11 protein-coding genes are annotated in these 17,052 nt (G+C 67.2%); 6 read left to right on the top strand and 5 right to left on the bottom strand.

The window, feature by feature from the left end; all coding sequences use genetic code 11:
• Positions 1-4: 4 nt before the first annotated feature.
• Positions 5-2,587 carry an ABC transporter permease gene (locus ACOQFL_RS19115; protein WP_435545566.1) on the top strand — a complete coding sequence of 861 codons (2,583 nt, stop codon included), beginning with the start codon at positions 5-7 and terminating at the stop codon, positions 2,585-2,587.
• A 494-nt stretch (positions 2,588-3,081) separates the two neighbouring features.
• Here the strand turns inward: ACOQFL_RS19115 and ACOQFL_RS19120 are convergent, their stop codons facing one another.
• Entirely contained in the window at positions 3,082-5,055 is a 1,974-nt protein-coding gene (locus ACOQFL_RS19120; protein ID WP_435545567.1) for a bifunctional copper resistance protein CopD/cytochrome c oxidase assembly protein, read from the bottom strand.
• Positions 5,056-5,532: 477 nt separating this feature from the next.
• Positions 5,533-6,675 carry a citrate synthase 2 gene (locus ACOQFL_RS19125; protein ID WP_435545568.1) on the bottom strand — a complete coding sequence of 381 codons (1,143 nt, stop codon included), beginning with the start codon at positions 6,673-6,675 and terminating at the stop codon, positions 5,533-5,535.
• Positions 6,676-7,120: 445 nt separating this feature from the next.
• On the opposite strand from ACOQFL_RS19125, the gene pdxH reads away from it, so the two are divergent.
• Together pdxH and ACOQFL_RS19135 are read left to right on the top strand one after the other, a co-directional pair.
• Complete coding sequence (gene pdxH, locus ACOQFL_RS19130) at positions 7,121-7,774, top strand: pyridoxamine 5'-phosphate oxidase (RefSeq protein WP_092628882.1); 654 nt, start codon at positions 7,121-7,123, stop codon at positions 7,772-7,774.
• A gap of 184 nt (positions 7,775-7,958) precedes the next feature.
• On the top strand, positions 7,959-8,888 hold the full coding sequence (locus ACOQFL_RS19135; RefSeq protein WP_435545569.1) for an aldose 1-epimerase family protein: 930 nt from the start codon (positions 7,959-7,961) through the stop codon (positions 8,886-8,888).
• 132 nt (positions 8,889-9,020) lie between these two features.
• On the opposite strand, the gene ACOQFL_RS19140 is transcribed toward ACOQFL_RS19135, so the two are convergent.
• Positions 9,021-10,157 carry an acyl-CoA dehydrogenase family protein gene (locus ACOQFL_RS19140; RefSeq protein WP_435545570.1) on the bottom strand — a complete coding sequence of 379 codons (1,137 nt, stop codon included), beginning with the start codon at positions 10,155-10,157 and terminating at the stop codon, positions 9,021-9,023.
• A gap of 167 nt (positions 10,158-10,324) precedes the next feature.
• Here ACOQFL_RS19140 and ACOQFL_RS19145 point away from each other — a divergent pair, with 167 nt between their 5' ends.
• The 3 genes from ACOQFL_RS19145 (at position 10,325) to ACOQFL_RS19155 (ending at position 14,307) form a co-directional block, all read left to right on the top strand.
• The gene (locus ACOQFL_RS19145; RefSeq protein WP_435545571.1) at positions 10,325-10,996 is read left to right on the top strand and encodes a TetR/AcrR family transcriptional regulator; all 672 of its coding nucleotides are present in this window, start codon (positions 10,325-10,327) and stop codon (positions 10,994-10,996) included.
• The gene (locus ACOQFL_RS19150; protein WP_435545572.1) at positions 10,993-11,937 is read left to right on the top strand and encodes a carbohydrate kinase family protein; all 945 of its coding nucleotides are present in this window, start codon (positions 10,993-10,995) and stop codon (positions 11,935-11,937) included. The genes ACOQFL_RS19145 and ACOQFL_RS19150 overlap by 4 nt, the downstream gene beginning before the upstream one ends.
• 1,065 nt (positions 11,938-13,002) lie before the next feature.
• Positions 13,003-14,307, top strand: a complete 1,305-nt coding sequence (locus ACOQFL_RS19155; RefSeq protein ID WP_092628874.1) for a citrate synthase — start codon at positions 13,003-13,005, stop codon at positions 14,305-14,307.
• Positions 14,308-14,416: 109 nt separating this feature from the next.
• Here the strand turns inward: ACOQFL_RS19155 and ACOQFL_RS19160 are convergent, their stop codons facing one another.
• Together ACOQFL_RS19160 and ACOQFL_RS19165 are read right to left on the bottom strand one after the other, a co-directional pair.
• On the bottom strand, positions 14,417-15,673 hold the full coding sequence (locus ACOQFL_RS19160) for an ABC transporter permease (protein ID WP_435545573.1): 1,257 nt from the start codon (positions 15,671-15,673) through the stop codon (positions 14,417-14,419).
• Positions 15,670-16,581, bottom strand: a complete 912-nt coding sequence (locus ACOQFL_RS19165) for an ABC transporter ATP-binding protein (protein ID WP_435545574.1) — start codon at positions 16,579-16,581, stop codon at positions 15,670-15,672. The genes ACOQFL_RS19160 and ACOQFL_RS19165 overlap by 4 nt, the downstream gene beginning before the upstream one ends.
• Positions 16,582-17,052: the final 471 nt, after the last annotated feature.

The following is a 17,052-nucleotide window of genomic DNA, read 5'->3' on the forward strand; positions in this document are numbered from 1 at the left end:
ACCAGTGCTGCGCAACACCCTGCTGCAACTACGACACAACATCGGACGGCTCACGGCGGCCGGACTCGCCATCGTGCTGGGCGTCGGATTCGTCGCCGCGACCCTGGTGTTCACCGGCACCATGCAGTCCTCGGTACGGCACATGGTGGCGGCCCCAAACCTGGCCGCCGACGTCGTCGTCACGGACAACACCGCGAGGCGCGTCGCCGGAGAGGAGAACGACAAGAGACAGCAACGCCTGCGAAAGATCCGCGAGACCGAGGGCGTCGCCGCGGCCGTCCCCAGAAACGAGAGCTACGCGAACGCCTCCTGGAAGGGGGAACGGTACTCGGTCGAGGTGAGCAGGCTTCCCGAACAGAAGTCCCTGCGCTGGTACGAACTCGCCGAGGGTAGCTATGCGGACTCAGCGGGCGAGGTGGTGCTCAGCAAGCGCGCCGCCGACTCGGCGAATCTCTCCCCTGGAGACACCGTCACCCTCCAGCAGCCGCAGTACATCTCGCCCAGTGAGGGGGAGAGCGAGAAGTCACCGCCGAAGCGCGAGGTCACCGTCTCGGGGCTGGTCGACATCGGGAGCAACGTGCTCACGAGTGGCAGTCGCGTCACGGTCTTCGCTCCCCAGGGACTGCTGAACCAACTCGGGGCAACCGATTACCGCGCGATCGACCTGCTGTTGGCCGACGGTGCCGACACCTCGGCCGTGCTCGACCGGCTGCGCGGCGAGCTCGAGACCGGCCGGTACGTCGAGGTCCGAACCGGACAGCAGCAGGCCGAGCACGCGGTGAAGCTGTTCAGCGGGAGCGTGGCCGCCGCGCTGAACGCGGTACTGCTGCCGTTCGGCGCGATCGCGCTGTTCGTGGCCGGATTCGTCATCGTCAACACCTTCTCGGTGCTGCACGCGCAGCGAAGCAGGCAGTACGCACTGTTGCGCTGCGTCGGTGCCACCCGGGGGCAGATCCGGCGATCCGCGCTGTTCGAAGCGCTGCTGGTGGGACTGATCACCTCGGTGATCGGCACGGTGTTCGGCGTGCTGGTCTCGGCCACGGTGAGCTGGCCGCTGGGGCTGACCGATTCCCCGGTCGACTTCGGCTCGCTCGGTATCACCCCGCTGGCGCTGACCGCGCCCGTGGCGGCCGGCCTGCTGGTGACCTTCCTGGCCTCGCTGGCGCCCGCCGCACGCGCGATGCGGGTCGCACCGCTCGCCGCGCTGCGTCCCGTCCCCGACGAGCAGGCCTCCCGTCGGATCGGTCGGGCACGTTTGGTCTCCGCAGTGGTGTTCACCGTGGCAGGTGCCGGATTCCTGCTTGGTGGTGCCCTGCTCGGGTCGATGACCATGGCGGTTCCCGGTGGACTCCTGGCCGTGGTGGGAATCCTGCTGTTCACCCCCACGCTCATTCCCGCGGTCGCCAGGGCGCTCGGCTACCTGATGCGTTCGCTCGGCCCCACGGGCACGCTCGCCAGCGGCAACGCCGTTCGCAACCCCTACCGGGCCTCCTCCACCAGCACCGCGCTGATGATCGGCGTCGGGCTGATCGTGCTGTTGCTCACCGGCACCGCCAGTGCGCGGCACGGCGCCAACGAGCAGATCGACCAGCGTTACCCGGTGGACGTGAAGATCGCCGCCGAGGAGCGGGGCCAACCGTTTCCCGAAGGGGTGGGGCAGCGCCTCGAATCCCTGGACGGCACGGCTGCCACCGCAGCCCTGTCCGGTACCACTTTCGAGATGGAGCGGCCGGAGTCGAGCATGCCCGAGGGAGCATCCCGCGAGGACATTCCTCCCGCGACCTTCCGGGCGCTGGGGATCGACCCCGCGAAGCTCGCCGAGGTCTCCCGGCATGGTGCGGAGGAACTCCGGCAGGGAACCGCGCTGGTGTCCGACAACGTCCTCGATTCCTGGGGTTGGTCGGAAGGGGAGCGTGTCGAGCTGCCCATCGGGGACGGTTCCGCCACTTTCCGATTGGAGACCACCAAGCTGGTCCGGTCCGGATTCCTGCTGACCCGCTCCGACCTGGCAGCCACGGGGGCCGAGACCAACACCACCGAGATCTGGGCCCGTGCCACCTCCGACACCTACACGCCGGGCTACACCGCCGAGCTGGACTCGTTGACCGAAGAGAGCGCCTCGACGCCCATAGATGTCGGGGGAGCGGTGCAGATGCGTGCACAGTACACCCAGGTGCTCGACACGCTGTTGCTGATCGTCACCGGTCTGCTGGCGGTCGCGGTCATCATCGCGGTGGTCGGTATCGCCAACACGCTCGGACTGTCGGTGCTGGAACGCGGCAGGGAGTCCGCACTGCTGCGCGCACTGGGACTGACCCGTGGTCAACTGCGAGGAACCCTCGCACTGGAGGCGGTGCTGCTGGCCGTCGTCGGTACCGTGCTGGGAGCACTGGTAGGCGTGCTGTTCGCCTTCGGCGGGGTGGCTGCGATGTTCGAGAACATGGGGCTGCCGGTCGCGTTCGCCGTGCCCTGGGCGCGGCTGCTGTTGGTGATCGGCTGCGCGATACCCGCCGGTGTGCTGGCCTCGGTCCTGCCCGCACGCAGGGCCGCCAAGGCCCAACCGGCCGCCGCCCTATCGGAGGAGTAGGTTTGCCCGCTGCCGTTGCGTAGCTGGTTGCGCAGCGGAACCTCCGGCACGGCTCGCGCCGCGGGGAGGCCCGACAATCGGGTAGCGATCTACACAACGTCGGGCCTTCCTGGCGAGAGCCGCACCGGAGAACCCGCGGCGGCGCCGACCGCGAGGGTGGTGGTTCGGCCCGGGGGCGTGGCCGGAGTGCGGCCCCGTGCCGTCCCACCGCCCGGCGATTTCGTGGGAAATTGACGGAGCCGGGGCAAAACCGCTGCTCGTGGGTGTCAATTTCCCGCGAAATCGACGCCCACAGGACCGCTGTTGGGCCGCGGCCGTGCGGGTCGCAGTGCATGGAACCGTCGAGCTGAGGCGAGAGTCCGGTCACAGCCGATCGATCGCGAGGGCCGCCACCGAGGCACGCCCGGGTGGTTCGTCAGGGGCGGCAGGTTCACAAGGGTCCTGTCGGATTCACCAGGGTCCTGTCGGATTCACCGGGGTCCTGTCGGACTCGTTCAGGTTCTGGTGGACTCCAGCCGTGCGAGCATGCCCCGGTAGTCGGCATCGTCATCGTCGCCCTCCTCGCGCTGCCACTGTCGGAGCAGCACGACCAGTACCAGCAACAGCGGAATCTCACCGCCGAGCCAGCCGATCAGCGCCCCCGCCTGCTGAGCGGTCATCGGATCCACCGACCACGGCAGGTCCAGCGTGCTGTAGTAGTTGCCCGCGATCGGCTCGGACATGCTCAGCACCAGCACACCGAAGAAGGCCAGGGCGGGCATCATGCCCAGCGTCACGCCCAGTCGCGCCAGCTGCGGCACCCGTCGGGGGGTGCGGTCGAGGCCGAGGACCGCCCAGAACCACAGGTATCCGCTGCCCAGGAAGTAGACGTTCATGATCGTGTGAGCCCAGTGCTCCTGCATGATCAGTTGGAACAGGCCGGTCGGGTACAGCGCGTAGAGCGAGCCCACCAGCAGCAGCGAGGCCAGCACCGGATGACTCAACCACCTCGAGACAGGCGAGTCCACGATCCCCAGCAGCCATTCCCTAGGGCCGTACGGTTCACCACGACGCGCACGCGGTAGTGCCCGCAGGCACAGGTTCACCGGCGTCCCCAGCACGAGCAGGGCGGGGCCCAGCATGTTCAGCAGCAGATGGGCGGTCATGTGCACCCCGAAAGTGGCGGGTGCGTAGCTCCCCACCCCGGAGGAGCTGGCCACCAGCAGCGCCAGGCAGCCCGCCAACCAGCTCACCGTGCGTCCCACCGGCCAGTGTTGCCCGTGGTTACGCAGCCTGCGTACCCCCGCCAGATAGCTCATCGCCAGCACCACGGCGGCCGTGCCCAGCAGCAGGTCGAACCGCCAATGGGTGACCAGCCGCAAGAAGCTCGGAAACTCCGGAAGGTCGTACCCGATCAGCAGGTCCATGGCGGTGGCGTTCCGGTCGAGCAGGTTGGGTGGCGGCACGTGGGCCATTCCCATCGAGATGCCCACCGTGGCCAGCAGCAGCGCCACTTCGGCACCCGCCAGGCGCAGCATCCCCCGGTGGCGATCCCGCGCGGACCGGGTGATCCTGCGTCGCAGCGGCACCGAAACCAGCCCCACCAGCAGCAGAAGTCCGATCTTGCCCAGCACCAGTGCCCCGTACTGGGTGCTCAGCCACATCCGGGCCGGTACCAGTATCAGCGAGCCGATGACTCCGGAAACCGCCAGCACACCCCAGCACGTCGCGGCGAGCTTCCGGTAGCGGCGCGCCACGGTTTCCGGGTTCGCCCCCCATCTGCGGGCGTGGGTGAGCACGGCGAACAGCACTCCCAGCCACAGCGCGGCCGCCACAACGTGGAAGGCCATGCTGTCGGAGGCGAAGTCGTGCCCACCGTTGGAGGCGGAGTGCCCCACCAGTACCGGAGGCAGCAGCGTCAATCCCGCCAGCACGGTCAGCCCGAGCGTGGTGCGCCACCGCAGTGTCGAACGGCACGCGAGGGCCAGTACCAGCGCGAGCAGCGCGGAGAGCAGCCACGCCTTCGGAACGTCCAGCGCGTCCAACAGTCCCAGCAACGCGCCGGGCGTCAGACTGTCGGTGACCGACTGCCCCGCCGAGTCGGCCGCGTCGAACACCGTGAGCAGCAACCCGGCACCGCCCCAGAACCACGCGGCTGTGCCCGCGCTTCGCAGCGCCGCGTAGCCGTCCGGAGAGATCATCCCGCCGCGTTGCGGGACGGTGAAGAACGCGGCGAAGACCAGCCCGCCCAAACAGACCGCCCCGGCGAGGTCGAAGACAAGTCGCAGCAGGTTGACACCCAGTTTGGTCAACGCCCCCGGATCGGGGTAGCCGAGTACCGCGTAGACGCCGCTGCCCGCCGCGAGCACCAGCACGACCGTGAGTGCCACGGTGGTTCCCGTGCCCAGCAGTCCCCAGCGAATCAACCCGGGAGCACTCGGTGCGGCTTCCTCGCCTTCCCTACGGCTGCTCGGTGCGGAACCTGACATGAACTGACCTCGTGATCGGGGCGGTGGGCTGCGAATCGCGAACGGTGCCGGTTTCGGCGGTCCGATGCTGTTTCCGCTGGGCAGCATAGGGCGTCGCGGAGGTGGGCCGACGGCCCGGTCACGGTCCCCGCTCGATGTCCCCGCCGCTCGTCGTGAGCGCGGCGTGGGAGGTTTCCCGGAGCCGGGTTGAGCGAACGCGAGTCGCCGAGGTCATTACTGTCGACCGTTCCGTTGCTCGTCCTGCCGGGCCGGCCCGGAGTGCCTCGCCGAAGAACCACATGATCGCGCCGCCGAGCCGCTGATCGTTCAACATGGTCAGCGTGCCGTCGTCTGTGGCGGCGTCGAGCTCTCGGGCACCCTCGGTGGGATGCCGAACTCCCACCACTCACGCAGGGTGAACCCCGACCGTTCTCGCAGCTCGCATCGGCGCGAGGTTCCGCCACAGCAGAGCTACACAGCCCGAGCCGACAAAAGTTCTCAAACGGAGGCGAGAGGGGAAACCGTGTCCCACCCTTGTACCTCGCGCGGCTCACGCGCGCCCGGTCCGACGTAGCGGGCGGAGGGGCGTACCAGTCGGCCGGTGCGCTTCTGCTCCAGGATGTGGGCGGACCAGCCCGCCAGCCGCGCGCAGGTGAACATCGCGGGCATCATCGGCGTCGGAACCCGTGCGAAGTCCAGGATCACCGCGGCCCAGAACTCCACGTTGGTGGCGATCTGCCGATCGGGGCGCCGCTCGGCCAGCACCGACAGCGCCGCCTGCTCCAGTTCCGCGGCCACCTCGAACCGGGGTGAACCAAGTTGTTTGCAGGTTTCGCGCAGCACCCTCGCGCGCGGGTCTTCCGCGCGGTAGACCCGGTGCCCGAAGCCCATGAGGCGGTCACCGCGATCCAGGATCGATTCGACCACCGCCCGGGCGTCGCCGCGCTGTTCGACCTCCTCGATCATCGGCAGTACCCGCGCGGGGGCACCCCCGTGCAGTGGCCCGGACATGGCACCCACGGCTCCGGAGAGGCTCGCGGCGGCGTCGGCGCCGGTGGAGGCGATGACTCGCGCGGTGAAGGTCGAGGCGTTGAGGCCGTGTTCGGCGGCGGAGACCCAGTAGGCGTCCAGCGCCTTCACGTGCGCCGGGTCTGGCTCGCCGCGCCAGCAGGTCAGGAATCGTTCGGCGACCGTGGTGCACCCGTCGAGTTCGGAACGCGGCACCGTGGGGAGTTCCTCACCCCGGGCCGACTGGGCCGCGTAGGACAGCGCCAGCTCCGAGGCCAACGCCAGCTGGTCACGTGCCTGCTCCTCGGTCACGTCCAGCAGCGGGGCGAACCCGTTGGCCGGTGCGACCATCGCCAGTGCCGACTGCATGTCGACACGTACGTCGCCGTTGCGCACCGGAAGCCGGTCGTCGCTCGCCGCGCCGAGGCCGTTGCCGAAGCGGCCGTCGACCAGCAGCGCCCATACGTCGCCGAACGAGACCCGTCCCGTCAGCTCCTCGATGTCCACTCCGCGGTAGCGCAGCGCACCACCGTCACGGTCCGGTTCGGCGATCTCGGTCTCGAACGCCACCACGCCCTCGAGGCCTGGGCTGACAGCGGGTTGCGTGGTTTCGTTGTTCTCTGGATTCGGCATCGTCGCCTCGTCTCCTTCGTCGCCGGTTGTGCCGTCGACCCGTGCGGGCCGCGGTGGGGACGTGGCGGGGTGGTGTGGCACACGGTCGCGGAACGCGGCCGTTGTCGTAGCGGTAACAGTGCACCCACTCGGTAGGGGAAGGCAATCGTCGCGCCCCGTAAACGCGGAGTAATGAAAAAGATCACACCACACGCGGGTCGGGGTTCGCCTTCGAGGGAGTTTCGAAATCGTTCCCGAACGGCGGCAGCGTGCTGAATCGATTACGGGATCGATCGGGATCGAACAGCGGTTCGGTCCGGGTTCGTTTTCCGTTTACCGTCGTTCGGGGAGTCGCTTCGCCTGGCGCGCGGGCGTTCGAGGTATCGCGCACCATTGCAGTTCAGTGCGAGCACATTTGACCCAGCGGTGGCGTCGCTTGAGACGTCGGTCTAGTCAGGAGGAATGGATGTCGCAGGCAAAGGCCACGTTGTCCGGGATGCGCGTGTCCTACGATGCCGAGCCGCTTCAGGAGTCGTCGCTTGCCACCACCTGGCACGAGCAGCTTCGACAGTGGTTCGACGAAGCGGTGCAGGCGGAACTGGCGGAACCGAACGCGATGGTGCTGGCCACGGCGGACGCCTCGGGGATGCCTTCTTCGCGTACGGTGCTGTGCAAGGGAATCGACGAACGTGGCCTGGTGTTCTTCACCAACTACACCTCGGCCAAGAGCCACGATCTCGGTGCCACCCGGGTGGCCGCGGCTACCTTCCCCTGGTTGTCGCTGCAGCGACAGGTGAACGTGCGCGGGACGGTCGAGAAGGTCAAGCAGGAGGAGACCACCGACTACTGGGTCCACCGGCCCCGTGGTTCGCAGCTCGGCGCGTGGGCCTCGCCGCAGTCCTGTGTGGTCTCCGGCCGTGCCGCGCTGGAATCCAAACTGACCGGTATCGAACGTCGGTTCGCCGATTCCGAGCGGGTTCCGGTTCCGCCGCACTGGGGCGGCTGGCGCATCCGGCCGGAGTACGTGGAGTTCTGGCAGGGCCAGCCGGACAGGTTGCACGATCGGCTGCGGTTCGTCCGCGAGGACGACTCCTGGAAGGTGCGGCGGCTCGCGCCCTGACGGCTGTGCTCCCGGTTCTCCCCTGGCAGGATGCTCGGGTGGGCGGATCCTCCGCCTGCTCCCGTTCCGGATGTTCTTCTCGGGCAGTACCCGCACGTCGCCGGAGGATCCGGGCGCGAGAGGCGGTTGATCAAGGTGACAGCACGGTTAACGGGACTAATCGGCTAAGACATACAGTGGTCGTGTGAACGAACACATCCCGGCTACAGGTCACCAGTTCGAGATCGTTCACGGTGGCGTGCGGGCGGTAATCACCGAAGTGGGTGCCGCGCTGCGTACTTTCGAGGTCGACGGGGTTCCCTACAGCGAGACCTACGAGGCCGACCGACTACCGCCCGCGGCCGCCGGAGCGGTCCTGGCGCCGTGGCCGAATCGCATCGCCGACGGCCGCTGGAATCTGGAGGGCGAGACGCAGCAGCTCGCCCTGACCGAGCCGGATCGGCACAACGCCATCCACGGCCTGCTGCGGCACACCCCCTGGACGGTGGGGGAGCACACCTCCGCCGCCGTGGTGCTGCACGCGATGATCCCGGTGCAGCCCGGCTGGCCGGTTCCGCTGCTGACGGCGGTGGAGTACTCCGTCGACGACCACGGGCTGACGGTGCAGCACACCGTGGAGAACCTCGGCTCGCGGCCCGTTCCGTTCGGGCTCGGGGTGCATCCCTACCCGCGTGCGGGCAACGCGGCCACCGACGACTGCACCCTGCGGTTGTCCGCTTCCAGCGTGCTGCCTGTCGATCCCGAGCGGATGTTGCCCGACCGGCCGCCCCGCAGGCTGGAGGGTGAGGAACAGGATCTTCGTACCGGCAGGAAGCTCGCCGGGGTTTGGTTGGACACCGCTTTCGGTGGGGCCGCCCCGCTGCCGGACGACCCGGTGGGGCTGGTGCGGCACTCGTTGACCGATTCCGCCGGTCACGGTGTTCAGCTGTGGGCCGATCCGGTTTTCGCCTGGGTACAGGTCTACACGGCGGCCGATTTTCCGGAGCGTGGCAAGGCGCTCGCGATCGAGCCGATGACCTGCCCGCCCGACGCGTTGAACTCCGGGACCGACCTGATCGTGCTGGAACAGGGGCAGACCTGGTCGGCGCGTTGGGGACTCCGTCCACTCGGCTGAGGTGTTCCGGTGCTCCGCCGGAAGCACCGGTCACTGCTCGGGTGTGCGCGTAAGAGTACTTCCGGTGCATCTCCGGAGGGAGATCCGAGTCGCCCGGCGGGTGCTGTGGTCGGCCCGGGCCGGGGCGTTGGTTCATGCCTTCGCCAGTTCGCGTCCGATCACCATCCGCTGGATCTGGTTGGTTCCCTCGAAGATCTGTAGCACCTTGGCTTCGCGCATGTAGCGTTCCGCGGGGAAGTCACTGGTGTAGCCGGCGCCTCCCAACACCTGCACGGCGTCGGTGGTGACCTTCATGGCGGCGTCCGTCGCGATCAGCTTGGCCACCGAGGCCTGCCTGCCGAAGGACCGACCCGCATCGCGGCGCCGTGCCGCGTCCAGGTAGGTCGCCCGCGCCGACTGCACGGCGGCTTCCATGTCGGCGATCATGAACTCGATCCCTTGGAAGCTGATGATCGACCGGCCGAACTGGGTGCGCTGCCGCGCGTAGTCCACCGCCAGGTCGAGCGCCGCCTGTGCCAGTCCCACGGCGCAGGCGGCGATTCCCAGCCTTCCGGAATCGAGCGCGCGCAGCGCGATGCGCAGTCCGTTTCCCTCACCCCCCACGAGCCGCTGCTCCGCCACCCGGGCGTCGTCGAGGACGAGTTCCGTGGTGGGCGATCCGGTCAGCCCCATCTTGTGCTCCGGTTTCCCGGCGGTGAGCCCCGGGGTGTTCCCGTCGACCAGCAGGCAGCTGATCTCCGTGTCGGAGGTTCTGGTCAGCAGGGTGTAGAAGTCGGCGACCCCGCCGTGGGTGATCCAGCACTTGGTGCCGTTGATCGTGTACTCGGATCCGTCCCGTTCCGCGCGGGTTCGCAGCGCGGCCGCGTCCGAACCGGCCTGCGGTTCGGACAACGCGTAGGCGCCCAGGGTATGACCGCCGAGCATCTCGCCGAGCCAGCGCTCGCGTTGCTCGTCCGTGCCGAACTCGACCAGCGGATAGCAGGACATGGTGTGCACCGACAGCCCGACTCCCACGGTCATCCAGGCACTGCTGATTTCCTCCAGTACCTGGAGATAGGTCTCGTAGGGCTGATTCGCCCCGCCGTACTCCTCGGGGTACGGCAGGCTCAGCAGCCCGGTTTCGCCGAGCAGTTCGAACTTCTCGCGGGGGAAGGTCCCGTTCTCCTCCGCGCGCGCCGCCTCCGGCGCCAGTTCGTTCCGGGCCAGGTCCCTCGTGAGGTTGAGCAGGTCGATTGCCTCGGTGGTGGCGAGAATTCGTTCGACTGGCATCGAAGCCCCCGGTTTCACACCTTGTAGTACTCTGTGGAGTACTCAAGGACTGAATAGAGTACTGTTGATGGCGTATAGTACTGCTGGCGAGTACTCGGCGAAACCGGTTTCGACCTGTTGCCGTCCCGAGGGACGGTTCATACCCCCGCCTGTGGCAGCCTCGAACGATGACTCATTCCCGTCCGGCGGAAGCCGCTCACGAGCCGCGTGACACCGCCCGAACCCCGGCTGTGCGGGCCCGTCGGGCGGAACTGCTGGACCGGCTGTGCGAGCTGTTCCTGGCCGAGGGCTTCGCGCACTTCACGTTGGACGAGCTGGCCGGGCGCATGCACTGCTCCAAGTCCACCCTCTACACGCTGGCGCACAGCAAGGAACAGCTCGCCGTGCGCGTGGTGGGCCACTTCTTCAAACGAGCCACCGCCAACATCGAGCTACGAGTCGCCGAGTGCACCGATCCGCGTTCCCGGATGCGCACGTACCTCAAGGCGGCAGCGGCCGAGCTGGCCCCCGCGAGCAGACGATTCATCGCGGACATGGCGAGCAATCCGGCGACCCGAGCCAGCTACGAGTCCAACGCGAGGGCGGCCGCCGACCGGATCCGGCAGGACGTGCACGAAGGGGTGCGGACGGGCGTGTTCCGTGAGGTCGACTCCGCACTGGTGGCCGAGATGGTCGGACTCACCCTCTCGGCCATCCAACGCGGTGAGATATCCGAGCGGACGGGGCTTTCCGACGCGGCCGCTTTCGACGCGCTCTCGGATTTCCTGGTGGGAGGACTGTCCGCCTCGGAGACCGATCCGGTGCGGAGCACGGAAGAACACGGTACGGAGGAAAGTTGATCCTGATCTGCGGTGAGGCCCTGGTCGATCTGGTTCCCGGTGAGGCACGCCGGGGCGAGCTCGCACCGTTGCATCCCCGACTCGGCGGTGGTCCCTACAACGTCGCCATCGCGTTGGGCAGGCTGGCGACTCCGGTGGGGATGTTCACCCGGCTCTCCCGTGACCAATTCGGTACCGAACTGCTGAAACGACTGCACGAAGCCGGTGCCGACACCACCGAGGTGCAGGTGGGAACGGAGCCGACCACGCTCGCCGTGGTGGAGTTGGACGAACGGGGCTCCGCTCGGTACGGCTTCCACACCGAGGGCACCGCCGCGCCGCTCGTCGCGGATCCCGGGGAGCTGCCCTCGGAAGTGGAGGCTCTCTCCTTCGGGACGCTGGCGATGGTTCTGGAACCGGGAGCCTCGGTGCACGAGCGGGTGCTGTTCCGGGAATCCGAACGGGGACGGTTCATAGCGCTCGACCCGAACATCCGGGCGGACCTGATCGAGGACCCGGATGCCTACCGGCGACGCTTTTTGAGCTGGCTGCCCTCGGTGGACCTGTTGAAACTCTCGGTCGAGGACGCCGCATGGCTGACCGGGTCGGACTCGGCGGCCGAATCGCCCGGGCTGTTCGAGGTGTTACGGGAGTGGCTCGGTCGTGGTCCGGCAGCGGTGGTGCTGACCAGAGGCGCTGACGGAATCGCGGTGTTGACCGCGGACGGCGGGCTCGTCGAAGTGGCCGCCGCCGAGACGTCGGTGGTGGACACGATCGGGGCAGGAGACACGATTCAGGCCGCCCTGCTGCACTGGTTGCGGCGTGCGGGCGCGTTGTCGGCCGAGACGGTGCGCGGTCTTTCCGAGCAGGACTGGCGTGCCGCGTTGTCCTTCGCGGCAGCGGCGGCGGGGGTCACCGTCTCCCGGCAGGGGGCCGAACCGCCCTACGCCTCCGATCTCTGACCCTCGGTCCCACGTGCGGCGCGGCGATTTCGCGGGAAATTGACGGGCCTACCGGAGCGAGAGCCGTGCGAGAGGTTCCGCCACGCAACCATCTCGAAAACGGACCGGAAAGTTTCGTCCACCCAGACGTGAAAGGAGGGGCGCCCCTTGGGAGCCGGGGCACCCCTCCCTCACCTGTGGAACCAGCACAGCCACTTCTGGTGTGCCGATCGTCTACGGGAATCCTCGTTTCAGAGCACGTCGATGTTCACGAGGAGGTCGATCAGCGACTGGATAATGACCACGTTGCTTTCCTTTGCTCAATTTGGCGATTGTTTTTCATGTTGCGGCCGCGATGAAGAAATTAGTGGCGTTTCCGGGGTTTGTCTGTCACACGGAAGTGCAAAGTGATCAATACTCTTCGTGCTTGCCCAGCACACCGGGTAGTCATGAAACACTTTCGTGAAAATTATTCGCAGCGTGAGTTCCGGTGTTGATCACACTTCGTGTTGCTACTGTGACGGCTCGCGAGCTGTTTTCACAGGTGGTTCCCTCGGGGTGGTGTTGCCTGCTGGTTCCGCGTCCTTGCTGTGGTGCGCAGAAGCGGTCGGCTAATTCGAAAGAGTGTCCGTTCGCTCGTTCGAGTGAGTCCCGGAGTCCCGAGATCGGCAAGTGATGTCGGTCACTTTTCAAGGGTTCGCTTGTCGAGCCACGGCCGAGCTCCTGGCGCGCGTTTCCGGGCCCCTCCGCCGCGGCCTCGGTCTCCCCCACCTGCTTCTCCTCGAGAACCGGTGGCTGTGACGCCGACAACTCGCGGTGTGACGTGGGCGCTTCGGTGGGATGAACAACGAGTGTGATCGTGGTCCCACCTTCCCGTTTCAGCAGACACCGTTGCTGCGTGAGAGGCCTTTCGCGGTCTAGCGTGACTACTGACAGGACCCCAACGGGGTGGTGCTGCGGCGGTTCGGAGTGATCCCGGCCGGCGTGTGCGCTCGATCGGGAACGGGTGACCCCGGCGCTTCGGGTGTCGGACGTACCGCTGGTCGGCGGCAGTACCCCCCAGACTGAGCGCGAGAGGTTCGGAGAATGCCCGACGACGCGACCGCCAAACGCACCGTCGCGCTGCGCTACGACGCCGGCGAGCACGAAATGGGCGTGACCGCTCCCACCGAAGGCGCGCCCGGTGTCAATTTGGACAAGTTGATGGCCAAAACCGGTTTGGTGACGCTCGACCCGGGCTTCGTCAACACCGCGGCCTGTGAATCCGACATCACCTACATCGACGGCGATGCCGGGATTCTGCGCTACCGGGGATATCCCATCGAGGAGCTCGCGGACAAGTCGAACTTCGTCGAGGTCAGCTATCTGCTGATCTACGGCGAGCTGCCCACCGCGGAGCAGTACGAGGACTTCGCCGACCGGGTTCGCAGGCACACGCTGCTGCACGAGGACCTGCGCAAGTTCTTCGACGGTTTCCCCAGGGACGCGCACCCGATGCCGGTGCTGTCCTCGGCGGTCTCGGCGCTGTCCACCTTCTACCAGGACAGCCTGAATCCATTCGACCGGCAGCAGGTCGAGCTGTCCACCCACCGGTTGCTCGCCAAGCTGCCGACGATCGCGGCCTACGCGTACAAGAAGTCCGCCGGTCAGCCGTTCCTCTATCCCGACAACTCGCTCGGGCTGGTGGAGAACTTCCTGCGGATGACGTTCGGCTTCCCCGCGGAACCGTACGAGGTCGATCCGACCATGGCCCGTGCGCTGGACCTGCTGTTCATCCTGCACGCGGATCACGAGCAGAACTGCTCCACCTCGACCGTTCGGATGGTCGGTTCCTCCGAGGCGAATCTGTTCGCCAGCATCTCGGCCGGTATCAACGCTCTGTTCGGACCGCTGCACGGCGGCGCGAACAGCGCGGTGCTGGACATGCTGGAGGGCATCCGGGCCGACGGTGGAGACGTCGACTCCTTCGTGTCCCGGGTAAAGAACAAGGAGCCCGGCGTCAAGCTCATGGGCTTCGGGCACCGCGTCTACAAGAACTACGATCCGCGTGCCCGGATCATCAAGAAGACCGCGGACGAGGTACTGGAAAAGCTCGGCTCCAACGACCCGCTGTTGGACATCGCGCTCAAGCTGGAGGAGCGTGCGCTCTCCGACGACTACTTCATCGAACGCAACCTCTACCCGAACGTGGACTTCTACACCGGCTTGATCTACAAGGCCATGGGCTTTCCCACCAAGTTCTTCACCGTGCTGTTCGCCCTCGGGCGGCTGCCGGGCTGGATCGCCCACTGGCGCGAGATGCTGGACGACCCCGCCCGCAAGATCAGCAGGCCGCGTCAGGTCTACACCGGCCAGGCGCAGCGTGCCTACGTGCCGATGAACGAGCGCTGAATCCTTCTCGGAATCCTGTTGCGCTCCGGTGCACCACGAAACGGGCCGCTCGGATGGTCGAGCGGCCCGTTCGCTCGTTCGTGGCCGTGAACAAGCCCTCAGGAGCTCGTCAGGAAGCCCGCAGCGCCTCCTTGAGTCGAACCCTGGCTCCGGTGCGCAGCACCGCGTTCGAGTAGATCCGGCCACCCAGCCACAGCACGGCCGCGGTCGCCGCCAGTGAGAGCACCACCGACAACGCCCCCTGCCACAGCGGTATCCCGCCGAGCGCGAGCCGCATTGGCATCAGCATCGGCGAGAAGCCCGGGATCATCGACAGCACCGTCCCGGTGGTGCCGTCGGGGTTGGTCGGCAGTACCGACACCCCGACGAAGAACGGCACGATCAGCAGCATGATCACCGGGGTTATCACGCTCTGCAGATCCTCCTGGCGTGAGACCAGCGAGGAGGCCGCCGCGAGCATCGTCGCGTAGAGCGTGAAACCGAGCAGGAACCACAGCACCGCCCAGCCGAGTAGCCCCACCACGGTGAACGCGGGCAGGGTCAGCACGGCTGTGGCGGTGGCCGCGGCGAATCCGAGCACCCCGATCACCGCGAACTGGATCAACCCGGTGAGCCCGATCCCGACGATCTTTCCGCCCATCAGCTCGGTGCTGCGGATGGTGGACAGCAGCACCTCCACGACCCTGCTGGACTTCTCCTCCACGACTCCCTGCGCGATCATCTGCCCGGTCATGATCAGGAACATGTACAGCAGGAAGGTGGAGATCATCGCGATGATCAGTCGCTGTGCCTTCTCCCCGTCGGAGAGCCCGGCCATCGGTCCGTCCGCCGCCTCCTGCGATTCCCCCATCGACACGATCGCCACTTCGCCCCGACCGGCCCGGTCGCGCACCGCCTCGGGATCCAGGCCCGCCTCCGACATCTCGGCGTCGAGCTGGTTGTTGTAGGTGATCGTGGTGAGTGCTCTTTCCAGGTGCGGAAAGACGTGCCGTTCGACGAACAGCTTCGGCGCGGTGGGGGTTCCAGCCACCACGCCGTCGAGTTCGCCCTCGTGCACCAGCTTCTTGCCCGTCTCGGGGTCGGCCACCTTCCGGATGCTGATGGCGGGTCGCTCCACTCCCGCCTTTCGTTCCAGTGGTTCGGCGAGGCCGTTGGCGGACGGTGTGATCCCCAGTCGAGTCGTGCTGTCCGAGGCGTTCAGGTCGTCCTCGGGTGCGTTCGAAGCGCCCGCGAAGAACATCACCACCGGGAACGCCAGCACCAGTAGCGCCATGAACAGCGTTCCGAGTACGAACGCCCGAGTGCGCACTCTGGTAAGCAGTTCGCGTCGGGCGACCAGCCATACGGTGTGCAGTGTCCGTTTCACTCGTCGGGCTCCTCGGTTACGGCGTCGCGGAACAGTTCGGTCAGGCTGGGGCGGGTTCTGCTGAACTCGTGCACCGGGCCGGTTTCCAGCGCGGCACGCAGCACCTGTTGGTCGTCGACCGTGTCGTCGAGCCGCAGGGTGGTGTGTCCGTTCTGCTGGCTCTCGAGCTTCACGCCGGGCAGGTCTTCGGCCCAGTCGGCTGGTGCTTCCGGCGCGTGCACGTTCAACCGCACGGGACCGTTGGACCGTAGTTCCTCGACGGTGCCGTCGGCGATCATTCGGCCACGGCGCACGATGCCCACCCGGTCGCACAGTCGTTGCACCAGTTCGAGCTGGTGACTGGAGAACACCACCGGCACACCGCGGTCGCGCATCTCACGCAGCACGGTGCTCATCACCTCGACAGCCACGGGGTCCAGGCCGGAGAAGGGTTCGTCGAGGATCAGGACGGCCGGGTCGTGTATCAGCGCGGCAGCCAGCTGCACCCGCTGCTGGTTCCCCAGACTGAGTTTCTGCAGCTGGTCATCGCGGCGTTCGGACAGCTCCAGCCGCTCGGTCCACCAGTTCGCGGCGCGGTTGGCCTCCGCTCGTTCCATGCCGTGCAGCTCGCCCAGATACCGCAGCTGTTCCAGCACCTTCATCTTCGGGTAGAGACCGCGTTCCTCCGGCATGTAGCCGATCCTGCTGCGCGTCGTCCGGTCGACGGGCGCGTCGTCGTAGCGCACCTGCCCCGAGTCCGCCGCGAGCACGCCCAGGGCGATCCGCATCGTGGTGGTTTTCCCGGCGCCGTTGCTGCCGACGAACCCCAGCATCTCCCCGCTCCGCACGGTGAGTGACATTTCGTCGAGCGCCACGACGTCCCCGTAGCGTTTGGAGATCCGGTCGATCTCCAGCGCGCCTTCGGGCACGGAATTCTCCTTCGGTTGTCGTCGACGACGGTGTTCCGCCGTCAGTCACGCGTGTCGTGCCGGGATGCCCGCCCGGTGTCGTCCGAACGTGGCTGAGCACCACACGCGAGTTCGATTCGGATTGTCACTCTATCGGTGGAAGCGCGGTGGTTGGGTGATTTCGCGTCGCTGCGTTACCGGCCGGAGAAGTCCGGCCCGGTGAAGCGAGGGGATGGCTCCACGACGCGTGTGGGAGTCCGGGGTTCGAAAACGCTCCGGACGCACGAAGAGCCCGCGCGCAGGCGGGGTCCAAGGCTCACGGGAGTTTCCTCCTGCTACGAGGATGCCAACAGCGACCCCGGCGATACAGGCCTCGCGAGCTGGCTTACTCCTTCGAACGATGTTTCGTGAGGCCGTCCAGTGCACCTCGGCGTCAATTTCTCGCGAAATCGCCGCGCGGGTGAGGTGCACCGCCCCGGTCTCCGTCAATTT

This window comes from Actinopolyspora sabaoui (assembly GCF_051225635.1).
GTDB lineage: Bacteria > Actinomycetota > Actinomycetes > Mycobacteriales > Pseudonocardiaceae > Actinopolyspora.